This is a genomic window from Leisingera sp. M658, assembly GCF_025144145.1.
In the GTDB taxonomy this organism is placed as follows: domain Bacteria; phylum Pseudomonadota; class Alphaproteobacteria; order Rhodobacterales; family Rhodobacteraceae; genus Leisingera.
In genome coordinates, this window is record NZ_CP083546.1 from 2,046,460 (window position 1) to 2,062,147 (window position 15,688).

Annotated in this window: 10 protein-coding genes; 3 read left to right on the forward strand and 7 right to left on the reverse strand. The window is 62.1% G+C overall.

Annotated features, from left to right (window positions below; genetic code table 11):
- The first annotated feature begins 90 nt into the window (after positions 1–90).
- On the forward strand, positions 91–2,568 hold the full coding sequence (locus K3724_RS10180) for a penicillin acylase family protein (protein ID WP_259992376.1): 2,478 nt from the start codon (positions 91–93) through the stop codon (positions 2,566–2,568).
- Positions 2,569–2,628: 60 nt separating this feature from the next.
- On the opposite strand, the gene hflX is transcribed toward K3724_RS10180, so the two are convergent.
- The 4 genes from hflX to trkA form a co-directional block, all read right to left on the reverse strand.
- Positions 2,629–3,900 (reverse strand): GTPase HflX, encoded by a 1,272-nt coding sequence (gene hflX, locus K3724_RS10185; protein WP_259992378.1) that lies wholly within the window; start codon positions 3,898–3,900, stop codon positions 2,629–2,631.
- Complete coding sequence (gene hfq / locus K3724_RS10190; protein WP_005611588.1) at positions 3,900–4,139, reverse strand: RNA chaperone Hfq; 240 nt, start codon at positions 4,137–4,139, stop codon at positions 3,900–3,902. Before hfq ends, hflX begins: the two co-directional genes overlap by 1 nt.
- 120 nt (positions 4,140–4,259) lie before the next feature.
- On the reverse strand, positions 4,260–5,795 hold the full coding sequence (locus tag K3724_RS10195; RefSeq protein WP_259992380.1) for a TrkH family potassium uptake protein: 1,536 nt from the start codon (positions 5,793–5,795) through the stop codon (positions 4,260–4,262).
- Between the two features lies 1 nt (position 5,796).
- On the reverse strand, positions 5,797–7,173 hold the full coding sequence (gene trkA, locus K3724_RS10200) for a Trk system potassium transporter TrkA (protein WP_259992382.1): 1,377 nt from the start codon (positions 7,171–7,173) through the stop codon (positions 5,797–5,799).
- Positions 7,174–7,307: 134 nt separating this feature from the next.
- Between trkA and K3724_RS10205 the strand changes: the two genes are divergently transcribed.
- Positions 7,308–7,754 (forward strand): hypothetical protein, encoded by a 447-nt coding sequence (locus tag K3724_RS10205; RefSeq protein WP_259992384.1) that lies wholly within the window; start codon positions 7,308–7,310, stop codon positions 7,752–7,754.
- A 436-nt stretch (positions 7,755–8,190) separates the two neighbouring features.
- Positions 8,191–10,476 carry a caspase family protein gene (locus K3724_RS10210; RefSeq protein WP_259992386.1) on the forward strand — a complete coding sequence of 762 codons (2,286 nt, stop codon included), beginning with the start codon at positions 8,191–8,193 and terminating at the stop codon, positions 10,474–10,476.
- 55 nt (positions 10,477–10,531) lie between these two features.
- Here K3724_RS10210 and K3724_RS10215 read toward each other — a convergent pair whose 3' ends face one another.
- The 3 genes from K3724_RS10215 to K3724_RS10225 form a co-directional block, all read right to left on the reverse strand.
- Positions 10,532–11,941: a sigma-54 dependent transcriptional regulator gene (locus K3724_RS10215; RefSeq protein ID WP_027258843.1), complete on the reverse strand. Its 1,410-nt coding sequence runs from the start codon at positions 11,939–11,941 to the stop codon at positions 10,532–10,534.
- Positions 11,938–14,217, reverse strand: a complete 2,280-nt coding sequence (locus K3724_RS10220) for a PAS domain-containing sensor histidine kinase (RefSeq protein ID WP_259992389.1) — start codon at positions 14,215–14,217, stop codon at positions 11,938–11,940. Before K3724_RS10220 ends, K3724_RS10215 begins: the two co-directional genes overlap by 4 nt.
- A gap of 100 nt (positions 14,218–14,317) precedes the next feature.
- Complete coding sequence (locus K3724_RS10225) at positions 14,318–15,685, reverse strand: sigma-54 dependent transcriptional regulator (RefSeq protein WP_259992390.1); 1,368 nt, start codon at positions 15,683–15,685, stop codon at positions 14,318–14,320.
- Between the last annotated feature and the right edge of the window lie 3 nt (positions 15,686–15,688).

Sequence of the window (15,688 nt, forward strand, 5' to 3'; positions counted from 1 at the left end):
TTATGTTGGCGCCAACCCTACCACCGCCGCCGCGGGGCGCAATCTGCCAAGCGGCTGGAAATGACAAAACCCAAGGGAAAACAACCGCTGATGGGACATCTTTTCCGCTGGCTTCTGCGCATAGCTGCCGGCCTGATTCTGCTGAGTGTTCTGGCCGCTGCGCTGGTCTATTACCTGGCTTCGCAGTCACTGCCTGAATACAACAAAGAGCTTTCCCTGCCCGGCCTTTCCTCGCCTGTCGAGATTGTCCGCGACAACGCCAATGTGCCGCATATCTTCGGAAGTTTCGGCGCCAGCGACGAGGATGTCTACTTTGGCCTCGGCTATGCCCATGCCCAGGACCGCCTGTGGCAGATGGCAGTGATGCGGCGCACCGCCAAAGGCCGCCTGTCGGAAATCTTCGGCACCCGAACGGTTGAGACCGACACATATCTGCGGCGTCTGGATATCTACCGTCTGGCGCAGGAGTCTGCGGCCGTGCAGTCGCCCGAGGCGATGACCGCGCTCAAGGCCTATGCCGCCGGCGTCAACGCCCGCCTTCAGGAGATCAATGAAGACGCGCTTGGCCGCGGTGCTCCGGAGATGTTCCTGTTCAACATGCCGGTTGCGCCCTGGCAGCCCGCCGACAGCATCGCAATCATGAAGCTAATGGCGCTGCAGCTGTCCGGCCACATGAAGGAAGAGATCCTGCGCGCCCGGACTTCGCTGGCACTGGATGATGCCGCCAGGATCAAGGACATCCTGCCGGATGCTCCGGGCAAAGGGCTGACTGCCCTGCCTGAATACGCAGCACTGGTTCCCGGTGTCCGGCAATTCGCCACTGCCATGCCCACAGAGGAAGACAGCCTGCTGTCTCCGGTTGCTCCGCGCGGGCTGGCCGGTGCCTCCAACGCCTGGGCCGCCGCCCCCAATCGTTCGGCGGCGGGCGGCACGCTATTGGCCAATGACCCGCACCTGGGCCTCAGCGCACCCGGCGTCTGGTATCTGGCACGGCTTGAACTGGGCACCGGCGGGGTGATCGGCGGCACCATCCCCGGCATCCCGGCGGTAATCACCGGACGCTCAGACGTTCTGGGATGGGGGGTGACCTCGTCTTATCTGGACGACCAGGACTTGTTTATCGAACGCCTCAACCCGGAAAATCCTCAGGAGTATCTGAGCGTTGAAGGGTACAAGGAATTCATCTCCCGCCCGTCGATCATCAAGATCAAGGACCAGGCGCCGGTTACTTTGACCCTGCGCTGGACAGACAACGGCCCGGTGCTGCCCGGTTCGATGTTCAAGCTGGCTGAAATCACGCCGCCCGGTCATGTGGTATCGCTCAGCTGGACTGTGCTCAGCCCCAAAGATACCTCAATGAGTGCTGCCATCGGCCTGATGCGCAGCACCACGGTCCAAGACGCAATCATAGCCGGAGAAGGCTTTGTCGCACCTTCGCAAAACCTGACTCTGGCGGATAAGGACGCAATTGCGCTCAAGACCGTCGGCGCCTTCCCGCTGCGCGACGCCGCACACCAAAGCAAGGGCCGGATGCCAAGCCAGGGCTGGCGCCCGGAGAACCGTTGGCAAGGCCGCGCGCCTTATGCAGAAAATCCTGAGTTCACCAGCCCCGCAGGCGGCATCCTCGGCAATACCAACAACAAGATCCTGGACCGCCCCTTCCCGAACCACGTCTCCTTTGACTGGGGGGATACCCAGCGCATCCACCGCTGGGAAAAACTGATGCAGAACCGCGAAGTGCATACCCGCGACAGCTTTATCGAGGCGCAGCTGGACACGGTCTCCTACACCGCCCGCACCCTTTTGCCGCTGATCGGAGCCGACCTGTGGTTCACCGGCGAAGCCGCCCCCGCCGGCACCCGCGAACGCCAGCGCCAGATTGCCCTGACCCTGCTGTCGGAGTGGAACGGTGAAATGAACGAGCATCTGCCGGAACCGCTGATCTATGCCGCCTGGCTGCGGGCGCTGCAGGCCCGGCTGATCACCGATGAGCTGGGTCCGGTGGCCAAGACCTTCCGCCATGTGGAACCGTTGTTCATTGAACGGGTCTACCGCGATGTGGACGGCGCCGCCGTCTGGTGCGACGTGCGCCAAAGCGCTCCGCAGGAAAGCTGCACCGGCATGGCCCGGCTGGCACTGGATGATGCGCTGATCTGGATCGAAGAACGCTATGGCACCGCGCTGGAATCGCTGCGCTGGGGCGATGCGCATCAAGCCACGCAGGACCACCCGGTGCTGGGCGAAGTGCCGCTGCTGCGTTACTTCGTGAACATCCGCCAATCCACCAGCGGCAGCGGCAACACCCTGCAGCGCGGCAAGAGTTCAGGTAAGGACCCGGATCCGTTCCAGAACACCCATTCTGCCGGCTACCGCGGGGTCTATGATTTTGCCGACCCCGACAGTTCCGTCTTTATCGTATCAACCGGCCAGTCCGGCCATCCGCTGTCGCGCTACTATGACGACATGGCCCAGCTCTGGCGGCGCGGCGAATACATCCCGATGTCATTGGATGAGGATCTGGCCCGCGCCGCAGCTGTCGGCATTACCCGGATCACCCCCCGCCAATAATAACGGGACAAAAAAAAGGGCGCTGCGGCGCCCTTTTTCTTTTACTCTTGACGCAAGGCTTCACAGCCTCTCGTACTTTGCCTTTTGCCGGTCGGTCCACAGCACGGTAATGTCGAAACCGGTTTCGGTCTGTTCTTCGCTTTGAACCAGGTCTTCCTTGAACAGCCAGGCGCGCTGTTTGCCCTCGGCAAACGTGAGATTCAACAGCTCCTCGTGCCGCACGCCCTGCAACTGCTCGGCGATATCTGCCAGCAACCCGTCCAGCCCCTCGCCCGTCAGGGCCGAGATCGCATGAATGCCGTCCTCACGTTCCGCACGCTGACGGCGGGCTTCGGCGTCGTCTTCAGGCAGCTGATCCAGCTTGTTCCAGACTTCGATCCGGGCGCGGTTTTCATCCACCCCCAATGAGGTCAGGATGGCCTCGACGTCTTTGGCCTGCTGTTCGCTTTCATCATGGCTGATGTCGCGCACATGCAGGATCACATCCGCCGCCAGAACCTCTTCCAGCGTCGCCCGGAATGATGCCACCAGTTCGGTCGGCAGATCCGAGATAAAGCCCACGGTGTCGGACAGGATCACCTCCGGCCCATCCGCAATCTGCACCCGGCGCATGGTCGGGTCCAGGGTGGCAAAGAGCATGTCTTTCGCCATCACCTCGGCCCCGGTCAGCCGGTTGAACAGGGTCGACTTGCCGGCGTTGGTATAGCCCACCAGCGCCACAATCGGATAGGGCACCTTGGCCCGCGAGGCGCGGTGCAGGGTCCGGGTCTTCACCACCTTGTCGAGCTGCCGGCGCAGGCGCACCAGCTGATCGTCAATAGCCCGGCGGTCGGCCTCGATCTGGGTTTCGCCGGGTCCGCCGACAAATCCCAATCCGCCGCGCTGGCGCTCCAGGTGGGTCCAGGCCCGCACCAGCCGCGTCCGTTGATAGCTGAGCGCCGCCATCTCGACCTGCAGCACACCTTCGCGGGTGGCGGCCCGGTCCGAGAAGATCTCAAGGATCAGGCCGGTCCGGTCGAGGATCTTGACCTTCCAGGCTTTTTCCAAGTTGCGCTGCTGCACCGGGGACACCGACCCGTCAATCAGGACCAGTTCCACCTCATTTGCTTTCAGGATGCCCGCCAGCTCTTCGATTTTGCCAGAGCCGAACAGCATCCCCGCATGCGCCTTGGGCAGGCGCACAACATTGGAGCCGATCACATCAAGATCGGGAAGGGCCGCTGCGAGCGCAACGGCCTCATCAAGCGCAGGTGCAGCCTGGCGGCGCCTGCTGTCGGATTTGATTTCCGGATGCAGCACCCAGGCACGGGTGCGCGTCCTTTCATGCTCCATCAATTGGAGTCTTCACCCTCATAGAGACTGATCGGCTGGGCCGGCATGATGGTCGAAATCGCGTGTTTGTAGACCAGCTGCGACTGTCCGTCGCGGCGCAGCAGCACGCAGAAATTGTCGAACCAGGTGATCACACCCTGCAGCTTGACCCCGTTGATCAGAAAGATTGTAACCGGAACCTTGGTTTTGCGAACGTGATTCAGGAAGGCATCCTGAAGATTCTGTCTGTCCGAAGCCATTTTTTATTATCTCGCCTTTGTTCTTGCCGCGCGCTGCGGACCAGCACGCACATTAAATTCAGTATGGACGGAGAAAATGTAAGTTTCCACCAGAAAAACACTTTTCACCCTCAAGGGCGGTCAGCTGCGCCAAAGGTTGGGTGACAACAGCGCGATGAAGGCCAGGGTCTCCAGCCGCCCGAGAACCATCGCAATGCACAGGATCAGTTTGGCAGGATCTGTCAGAAGGTTCAGTACAATCGGCGTACTGCTGGCCGTATCAGCCAGCGGGCCGGTTGTTGACAGCGCCGCTACCGCCAGCACCAGCGATTGTTCAAAATCCGTGCCGACTGCGGCAAGCGCAGTGCTGACCACAGCCAGCGACAGGGCGAACAGCATGAAGAACACCCAAGCTACAAACGCTCCGTTCTTCTGCAAGCGCTTGGCGCGATTGCCTTCGCTGCTGACCGAGCTGGGGTGAACCAGCCGCTCCATTTCGCGCAGACCATTCAGGTACAGCGCGTAGACCCGCAACAGCTTGACCCCGCCCGCAGTGGTCGCGACACCGCCGCCGAACACCGCCAGCCCCAGCAGGATCATGCCCGGTGTTTCCAGCCCCGACCAGGCCTGGGCGGCTTCCCAATGCGTACTTTCAAATCCGGTGGTCGACAGGAATGACAGCACCGTAAACAAGGTGCCCCAAAGAGCGTGCAGGGCTTGCGGCAGATCTTCACCGGCATCCACTTCATAGGCGGCCAGCCAGTGGCGCAGGAACAGCAGCAGCGGTACCCCGAAAACGATCAGCAGCCCGGTGCGGAATTCCGGATCCTTGTCCAGCCGCCCCTGCCCCGCGGTGACCGTGTCGCTGGAAAAAGTCAGCCGCGACAGCGCAAAGAACATGAACAGGAACATCACCATCTCGCCCGCCAGGCCGCTGGCGGCATTTTCCACCCCGCCGATGGCCGATATGCCCGAGGTCGCCATCACCGACATCGCATGGCTGAGACCTGCCAAGGCCTGTTCGCCTGTGATCATCAGCAACAGCCATAACACAAGGGTCAGCCCGGCATAAACCGGCGCCAGGGTGCGCGTCACCAGTACCAGCTGGCGGCGCGGGTCCGCCCTCTCCATATGCAGCGGGGCGGCTGTGCCGCCGCCGGGCTCGCCTTTGGCAGTGACCTCAAACCCGCCCAGGGACATCGGCGCCAGCACCGCCGAGGCGGCCACCCACATCAAAAGACCGCCCAGCCAGCCGACAATCGCCCGCCACAGATGCACGCTGGGCGGCAGCCGGCCCGGATCGCCCCAGACATCGGCGCCGGTGGTGGTGATGGCGCTGACCATATCGAAATAGGCATTCAAAAACCGGGTGCTGACCAGCGCATCCTGAACCGGCACCGCCAGGAACAGCGGCAGTACGGTGAACGTCGCCAGCAGTGACAGCAATTGTCCCGGCATCCCGTAGCGCGGCACCCGGTTGCCCATCGACAGGCCGATCAGCACCACCAGTATAAGCCCGGCAACGCCGGCATAGAAAAAACTGCGCGAGGTGTGATGATCGTCCAGCACCAGCGCATGAACGGCCGGCAGCCACATCGCCAGCGAAGCAATGCCCCAGATCAGCAGGAACAGCGGCAGGCGCAGCACGCCAATGGGAGCTTTGACCGGGCGGCGCATCCTAGAAATAGTCGATCGAAACCTGCAGCAGGCGCTCGACCTCAGGCACGTCCGCCGCCATGGCAAACAGCGCGATCACATCGCCCGCCTCGATCCGCATCTGACCGGAGGGGCGCAGCATCTCGCCGTTCTTCAGAACGCCGCCGACCAGAACGCCTTCGGGGAAGTCCGTCTCGCGGATCATCTGGCCGGCAATCGGCGAGGTCGACAAAACCTCAGCCTCGATCATTTCAGCCTCGGCATCACCCAACGAGTAGACCTGCCGCACCCGGCCATAGCGGATGTGGCGCAGGATCGAGCTGACGGTGGTGGAGCGCGGATTGATATAGGCGTCGATGCCCAGATGCGGCAGCAGCGGCACCAGGGTCGGGTCATTGATCAGCGCAATGGCCAGCGGACAGCCCTCGACCTTGGCGCGCACCGCGGCCAGAATGTTGGTCTTGTCGTCATCGGTCACCGCCAGCATCGCATCTGCTTTGTCGATACCCGCCTCGATCATCAGCGCCCGGTCCAGACCGTCGCCGTTCAGCACAATCGTGCGTTCCAGCGTTTCCGCCGCCCGTTCAGCACAAGCACGGTCGCGTTCGATCATCTTGGCCCGGATCCGTGTTGTGCTTGCCTCCAGCGCCTTGGCCACTTCCAGGCCGACGTTGCCGCCGCCGACCACAACCACCCGGTCCTGGCGGGTTTCCTGCTTGCCGAACACTTCGATGGTGCGGGGCACATCATCGGCGTGGCTGAACACATAGCAGCTGTCGCCGACAAACAGCTGGTCGCCCGGTTCCGGCGCAAACAAGCTGCCGTCGCGCCGCACCCCGACCACAATCGCGCGCAACGTCGAAAACAATTCGGTCAGCTGCCGCAACGGCGTATTCACCACCGGGCAATCGGCATCGATCTGGATCCCCAGAAGCTGCGCCTTGCCGCCCATAAAGGTCTCGGTGTCGAACGCTGCCGGCGCCGACAGCCGCTGCATCGCCGCCGCCGCCACCTCGCGCTCGGGGCTGATCACCACGTCGATCGGCAAATGTTCGCGCTGATAAAGGTCGGAATAGATCGCGGTCAAATAGCTTTTGGCCCGCAGGCGGGCAATCTTGCGCTGAACCTTGAAGACCGAATGCGCCACCTGGCAGGTCACCATGTTGACCTCGTCCGAATGGGTGGCCGCGATGATCATGTCGGCATCGCGCGCGCCGGCCCGGTCCAGCACATCCGGATAGGAGGCAAATCCATGGATCCCCTGCACGTCCAGCGTATCGGTTGCCCGCCGCACCAGTTCCGGGTTGCTGTCGACAACCGTCACATCATTGTGCTCGCCGGACAAGTGCCGGGCGATCTGCCAGCCAACCTGGCCCGCGCCGCAGATAATGACCTTCATTTGCGTGTCCCTTGGCGGAATTTCGGGCGGAGTTTCGCCCGACGTGAATGACAGAAGCCGCTTTCACGGTCAATTTAATTGTAACTTGCTCTGATTGCAGCCATTCTTTGCGTATGTGCAAGGATCGAACGATCATGGCGGCCTTGGTCCTGCTGCTTGGCACGGCGGCCTGCGGACCGCTTCCTGTTTACTACAGGCAGGGGGCAGAAGTTTCGCGCCTGCAAAGTGATGAGCTTGGCTGTGCGGCGCAATCGCTGCGGGATGCGCCCGTCGCCAATGAAATCCGCCAGCATCCCCCGGTTTTCCACCCCGGCCGCAAAGTCTGTTCCGGCGGCAGCTGTTACTACCGGCCCGGCTATTGGGTGGACGGCGGCATCTACACGGTGGATGTGAACAAACCCCTGCGCCTGCGGCTGGAGAAATCCTGCATGGCGGCCAAGGGCTACCAGCAGGTCGCGCTGAAACGCTGCACCCGGCGCAACCCGGCCGCAGTAGCCGGACCGCAACTGGCCCCGCTGAGCGAAGCCTCCTGTGCGCAACGCAACAAAGATGGCAGCGTCAGCATCCGCACCGGCGGCTAGGCGCACTCCCTTGCCGAAAATGCGCGGCAGGCTAACTTTGAATTGCGCCACCGGATCAGTTAGGCTGGTGCCGGATTGTTTGTTGATCAGTATTTTTAAGAGAAAGGTACCCGATGCGGATACATTTCCTGTTTGCCGCGCTGCCCCTTGCAGCTGTGACAGCCGCCTGCGAACCAGTGGCCCCGATTGCCCCGCCACCGACGGCGGCCCCAGCGCCGGCACCTGCAACTTACAGCGCGCCGGCAACGCGGCCGGCACCTGCAGCGGCGACCAGGGCCCCGGTGATCCCGGCAGAAGAAGCGCCTGAACCCGCCTATCAAGGCGGCGGCGGAGGTTCCGGCGGCGGCGGTGGTGGAGGAGGCAGTTGGTAATGTCTTTCGTGGCTTTCAGGGGCATTATTCGGGGCATATTCAAGTTATCTGCCCCTCCGGTCTTGGTGTGTGCTGCACTTCTTTCGGGCCAGGCTGCTTTGGCCGCCTACGAAACCCAGGAGAGCGGGACCGCAAGCGAGATCGCCATCGTCATTGGGATCCAGGACTATGACCATGTCTCTGACCTGACCAATACGCGGAACGATGCCGCCGCAGTTGCGGAGATGCTGAAGTCTTTCGGCTATTCGGTGTACGAAGGATATGACCTCGACAAACGCGGGTTCGAAGCCTTGCTGCGCCAGGCGGCTCTGAACATCCGTGAAGGCAGCCAGGTCTTCTTCTATTATGCAGGCCATGGCATTCAGCTGGGGCGGCGCAACTACCTGCTGACCAGCGACGCAGAGCTGAGCGGCATTAATGACCTGCCATTCCAATCTGTTACACTGGACCAGGTCTCTGCCATTCTGGGCGGCAAGGCCAGCAGCCAGATCCTGATGCTGGACTCCTGCCGGGACAACCCGGTTCCCCAGGCCAAACTCAACGCAGAAGTCGGGGCGCAGCTTTATGAGGCCCGTTCAGGGTTTGACGTCTTCAGGCCGCCACTCAATACCCTGGTGGCATTTTCGACCTCGCCAGGGGCAACTGCCCTGGACGGTGATCCAGGCGGCAACAGTCCGTACACAGCCTCTGTCATTCAGCATTTTCCCGCCCGCCCCGATGATGACGCGATGACGGTTCTCGCGGCGATCCGGGGCGACGTCTATGCCTCTACCGGCAATCAGCAGGTGCCTTGGGAAAGTTCAACTCTGATGCAGAAAATTTATCTGCGGCCGCCGGAACGGTCCATGAATGTAGCCGGAACGGAACCCGCCGCCATGCTGTCCAGCCTTGACCAGCTGCCAGCTGAGCTGTCGGTGAAAATCCCGCTGGGCCGGTCCCTGGAACTGGCGTCGGAAATCCAACCTTATATCGGCACGGGGACCACGGTGTCGATTGTTGAAACATCTTCGGCCGGTGTGACCTCGCTGCAGACCGGGACGGGATCCGGCCTTAGCCTCAATTACGCACCGCAACTGACCGAGCTCGCCGCCCGCAAGGATGGCGGTCAGGTGCGCAAAGACCGGATGGTGCTGCGCCTGGCCCAAGGCGAAGCGGTGCGCGACGTCACCCTGAACCTGGAAATGATTGCGCGGCAATGCGACCTGGAGGCCGGGGATCTTCTCGATCTTCAAGGCGTAGGTCTGTACCGTTATCCGAATGAGATCAACCTGGAAGCCGCGGAAACCGCCTGCCGGCAAGCCGCTGAGACGGCGCCGGAAATCGGCCGTTTCCATTACCAGCTGGGCCGTGCCGTTCTGGCTCAGGGCAGCCTGACCGGCGCGTTCTCCAATTTTCAGAAAGCTGCTGATCTGGGGCATGTCCGCGCCTACCACGCTCTGGCAAAGCTCTACACCAGCCCGAACATTGACCGCCAGGCAATCGCCATCCCCCTGGACCCGGAAAAGGCTGCCAGCCTTTGGGAAAAGGGCATCGCTGCGGGCGATCCTTTCGCCATGCATTCCCACGGCAAGCGGCTGTTGCACAGCACCCAGAACCCGCAAGACCGGGAGCGCGGCTTTGACCTGCTGAGCCGGGCAGTGGAGCTGGGGCATACCTATTCGATGAACGAACTGGGGGTCTTCTTTCTCTGGAGCGGCGCTGAACTGGCGCAGCCGGAGCGCGGTTTTTCCTACCTGCAGGCCTCTGCCGGGCGCGGCGATATCTATGGCACCGCCAACCTTGGCTATGTCTACCGCGATGGCGGCGCGGGTCAGGTGGTGGACAAAGAAAAAGCACGCGCGCTGTTTGCCGAGGCCGCACAGCTGGGCCATCCCCATGCCCCGGCTGAAATCGGCCGGATGATCATGGGCGGCGACCTGCCAGGCAGCGACGCAGCCGAAGCGCTGGAATGGTATGACATGGGGCTGTCGCGCGGCGACGCCTGGGGCGGCGCCAACGGTGCGTGGGTAGCCCTTAACAGGCTGCCGGACCGGATCCCCGCCCATGCTGCTGCTGCGCGGGCAGGCAAGGCGATGGCGCTGAATGATCCCGATGCTCGCGCCGCAGCGCGGGAATTGCTGACCGGGATGGCCGAAACAGACGTTGCCGCAGGCACCCAGTACATCCTGCGCCAGCTGGGGGCCGGGATTGCCATCGACGGCCAATTCGGCCCGTCCTCCCGCAAGCAACTGGGCAATTGGGCGCGCCAGGCAGGTTTGCCCGCAACCGTTCCCGGCGATGCCATCAGCCAGCTGCGACTGGCCGCGCAGGTCCATTTTGCGCTGAACCCGATCCGCCAGGACCTGTTCTGACCCTATGATGCAGCACCGCCCGCGCCCGGTGGTGCCGGGCGCAAAGGCGGCCTGATCAGGCCTGTTCTTCCTCAGCCTCCACATGCGCCACCCGGGCGCCTGCCTTGTTGGAGGTCACAACCCCCAGCGACTTCAGCTTGCGGTGCAGCGCAGACCGCTCCATGCCGACAAACGATGCCGTGCGGCTGATGTTGCCGCCAAAGCGATTGATCTGGGTCAGCAGGTATTCGCGCTCAAACGCCTCCCGCGCCTCACGCAGCGGCAATGTCGCCAGCGCGCCGGACAGGACCACCCGGCCCTCCTCCTGCGGCTTGTCTTCTTCGCGCGGCAAATCCTTAGCCTCGATCGGGCCGCTGCCATCACCTAGGATCAGCACCCGCTCCACCAGATTCTTAAGCTGGCGCACATTGCCCGGCCACAGCATGGTTTGCATCAGCGCCACCGCCTCTTCGGTCAGCACCCGCAGCGGCAGCCCCTGGGCTTCGTTGAACTGGGCAATGAAGTGGCCGGCCAGCAGCGGAATATCCTCGCGCCGGTCCGCCAGCGACGGCACCGCAACCGGCACCACATTCAGCCGGTGATACAGCTCTTGCCGGAAACCGCCTGCTTCGATTTCTGCATCCAGGTCCTTGTTGGTGGCGGAAACCACCCGCAGATCGACACGGATTTTGTCCGAACCGCCAACCCGCTGGAACTGCTGATCCACCAGCACACGCAGGATCTTGGATTGGGTGCCCAGCGGCATATCGGCAACTTCATCAAAGAACACCACACCGCCATGCGCCTGCTCCAGCAGGCCGGGTTCCACCCCGCGCTCCGAGGATTCGCGGCCGAACAGAACCTCTTCCATCCGGTCAGGTTCGATGCTGGCACAGTTCACCGTGATGAAGGGCGCGGAGGCCCGGTTTGAATTGGCATGGATATAACGCGCGGCAATCTCCTTGCCGCTGCCGGCCGGTCCGGTCAGCATTACCCTGCCGTTCGACTTGGTCACCTTGTCCAACTGGCTGATCAGCGTCCGGAACGACGCAGAGGTGCCGATCATTTCCGCAGGGCCTGTATCCCTGCGCTTGAGATCTGAATTTTCCCGGCGCAGGCGCGAGGTTTCCATGGCGCGGCGGATCACCACCATCAGCTGGTCGATGTTGAAGGGCTTCTCGATGAAATCATAGGCCCCCTGCTTGATCGCTGCGACAGCAATTTCGATGTTGCCGTGTCCGGAAATGATCACCACCGGAACTTCCGGATTGTCGCGCTTAACCGCCTTCAGGATATCGATACCGTCCATCTGGCTGTCCTTCAGCCAGATATCCAGAATCATCAGCGCCGGTTCGGCGTCTTCCAGACGGGCCATGCATTCGTCGGAATTGGCAGCCTTTCGGGTGGCATAGCCTTCATCCTCCAGAATGTCCGAGACCAGTTCCCGGATGTCGCGCTCGTCATCTACAATCAGAATGTCACTCATGTCAGACCTGCTTTCACTGTGCTCTTGTTTGGCGCCGCTGCCCGGTTTGCGGCGGGCAGACGGATTACCGCCATCGCGCCGTAATGCGCGTGTCCCTCGAATACCGGGGCATCTTCCAGCGTCAGCGTGCCCCCGTGCTCTTCGATGATTTTCTTAACGATCGGCAGCCCCAGCCCGGTGCCCGCATCCCGCGTGGTCACATAAGGCTCAAACAGCCGTGCCCGGTCTTCGGGCAAGCCGATGCCGTTGTCGGCAATACGGACTTCATAGAAATTGCCTGCCTTGACCGCCGCCACCCGGATCTCTGGCACCAGCCCCTGCGGGTTTTCCTTTATCTGCAGGCTTTCAATGGCTTCGCCTGCGTTTTTGATCAGATTGGTCAAGGCCTGGCCAATCATTGTAGCATCCAGATCCGAGGGCATGGCTGTCTCAGACAGCTCCGCCTTGATCCGGACACCGGGCTGGCCCTGCTGCTGCAGGATAACCGCATCCCGCAGCAGTTTGACCAGATCCTCTTCGCGCCGCTCCGGTTCCGGCATGCGGGCGAATTTCGAGAATTCATCGACGATCCTGCGCAGATCATTGGTCTGGCGCACAATCACATCGGTCATGGATTGCAGCTGATCGCTGTTCTCTTCGCCCAGTTTGGGCGCGAATTTGCGTTTGATCCGTTCCGCGCTCAGCTGGATCGGGGTCAGCGGGTTCTTGATCTCATGGGCAATCCGGCGCGCCACATCGCCCCAGGCCGCCATCCGCTGGGCGCTGACAAGGTCGGTCACATCATCAAACGCCACCACATAGCCTTCCAGCCGGCCCTGTTCCGACCGGCGCGGCGACATCCGCACCAGCAGGTTTTCCAGCCGGCCCTGACGCGTGACTTTGATTTCCTCCTGCACCACCTCGGCACTGGTTTCGATCAATTCCACAAACAGCGGCCCGAACTCCGGCACTGCAACGGATAAGGCCAGGGATTGCTGATCCTCCTGCCAGTCCAACAGCCGCTCAGCCGAGCGGTTCACAAATGTGACACGCCCGTCGGCATCCAGCCCGGCAACCCCGGACGTTACCGATGACAGCACCGAATCAAACAGGCGGCGGCGGCGTTCAATCTGGCGGGTATTGTCCAGAAGCCGCCCGTGCTGCACCTTAAGTTCGCGCGTCATCTGATTGAAATACTGACCCAATTGGGAAATTTCATCGCCGCCGTCGTCAATCGGCACCTGCACGTCCAAATTGCCAGAGCCAACCCGTTGCGCCGCTACCGTCAGCCGTCCGACCGGACGCGACAACCGCTCGGCAAACCACATCCCCAACCACATCGCCGCCAGGATCAGAATCACTGCAAAACCGATATAAAGCAGCGCAAATTCAAACAGCACCCTGCCGCGCTCGCTTTCCAGCTGCTGATACAGATGGGCTGTTTCCTGGGTGTCATCCAGAAGGTTCAGAAGCTCGCCGTCCACATCGCGGCTGATGTACAGGAACCGGTCGACAAACGCCTCCAGCCGCACCAGCGCGCGGAATTCACTGTTGCTCCAGTCCTCGATCAGCAGGAAACCGTCCGCACGGGCGGCACCGATCTGGCGGTTGTTCGGCTTCTCAAAATCGAATTCGTAAGACCGCTCGCCGCGCGCCCGGATCAGGCCGGCACTGTCGACAATATAAGCCTCGCGCAGCCCGCGCTGGATTTGCAGCTGGCCTTGCGACAGCACCAGACGAAGCTCTGCGTCATTGATGAAAAAACTACGGGAACGGCTGTTGTCCAGGTAACGCGCCAGTGCCCGGGCATCTTCGGTCAGGTCATTTTTCTGCTGTGTCTGATACGCGTCCGCCGCAGCCAGCGAGCTGCCGATCACCTGCCGCACCCGCTGGGAAAACCAGCCCTCCAGCCCGACATTCACCGTCAGCACAGCAAATACAGCCACGATGACTGTGGGGATCAGCGCCAGAAATCCAAAAGCGCCAATCAATCGCAGATGCAGGCGGGATCCAGCTGATTTAGAGCGCCGCGCCGCAAACAGCCGCACGATCTGCGCCATAACCAGCGCCGCGATGGCAAGGATATACACCAGGTCGGCCAGCAGAATCAGCCGCAGCGATCCGGACGACGCGCCCTGCCCCAACGGACCGATTATAAGGAATGTCGCCAGTGCCAGAACCGGCCCCAGCACCACCAGCCCGATGGTGCCGATATTGCGGGCCCGGCGGGTTCTCCGCCACCGGTCCAAGGCCGCAAAAGGCCCGTATGCTGCCCTCAGATGTGACTTATGCGCCACTGACTGCCCTCATCCTGATGTGCGACTCTTTGCAAGTCACCGCCATATCTCGTGGCCCTGCCTAGGAAATTCACAACAAGGCCACATTTCTGTGGCGATATTACATCAGTTTGCGGCGGCGTGTCACCTCAATATCCAGATCGGTGATCTTCTTTCGCAAAGTATTCCGGTTGATCCCCAGCAATTCGGCGCATTTCGCCTGGTTTCCGCCGGTTGCCGTCAGCGCGATTTCGATCAGCGGCGTCTCTACTTCACGCAGCAGCCGCATATAGAGACCCGGCGGCGGCAGCAAGTCGCCATGCAAATCGAAATAGCGCTGCAGATGGCGGGCCACGGACTCAGATAGCTTTTCATTGGCCAGACCTGCCACCGCAGGCTCCGGCCCGCTCTGCGGCCCCAGCACAGCGGCCGCATCGGACTCGCTGATTTCCTCATTGCGGGCCGTCAGTGCCAGCCGACGGACGGTGTTTTCCAGCTGGCGGACGTTGCCGGGCCAACCGAAATGGCGCAGCGCTTCGCGGGCGCCCTCGCTCAGCTCGCGGTGCGGCGCGCCTTCGTTCTCAGCCCGGATCAGGAAATGCTCGGCCAGCAGCGGAATATCCTCCACCCGTTCCCGCAGCGCCGGCACTTGCAGCGCGGTGCCGCAGATCCGGTAGTAGAGATCCTGGCGCAGCTCCCCGGCCTCCATCGCCGCGGCCAGGTCTTTCTGACTGGACGCGATGAAGCGCGGGGCATGGTCGCCCGGTGTGTCCATCATCCGCACCAGCCGGGCCTGCGCTTCTTCCGGCAGGTCCGCCAATTCATCAACCACCAGCGAGCCGCCCTTGGCCTGGGCCAGCAGCCGCGCCGGGCCTTCCAGGTCGATCAATGCCGCGGCATCAGCGTGGATAAAGGGCAAAGTCCGCCGGTCTGAAAAGTCATGAATAGCCTGCGCAATCAGGGATTTACCCGTGCCGCTTTCGCCAGTGATCAACAACGGCAGTTCCGTGTTCATCACTCTGGCGATCAGCCGGTACAGTGCCTGCATCACCTCGCTGCGGCCAATCAGCGGCAGCTCTTCCGGATGATCTGGCGCTTCGGTCTTTGCGGTGGCAGGCGCCACCCGCTTGGTCGCCAATGCTTTGGCCGTGCGCTTCATCAGCTCGGGCAGGTCAAAAGGTTTCGGCAGATAGTCGTAGGCTTCTGCTTCCTCCGCCTTGATTGCAGTCATGATGGTGTTCTGCGCCGAGATCACGATCACCGGCAGCCCGGGCCGGTCGGCCTGGATTTTGGGCAGCATCTCCAGCCCGTTCCCGTCCGGCATCATCACGTCTGAAATTACGGCATCGCCTTTCCCTTCGGCCACCCAGCGCATCAGCGTGGTCAGCGAAGAGGTCGCATGCACTTTGCAGCCCGCGCGCGTCAGCGCCTGGGTCAGTACGGTGCGGATGGTGCGGTCGTCATCTGCGACCAGAACGGTGCCGTCCATGGA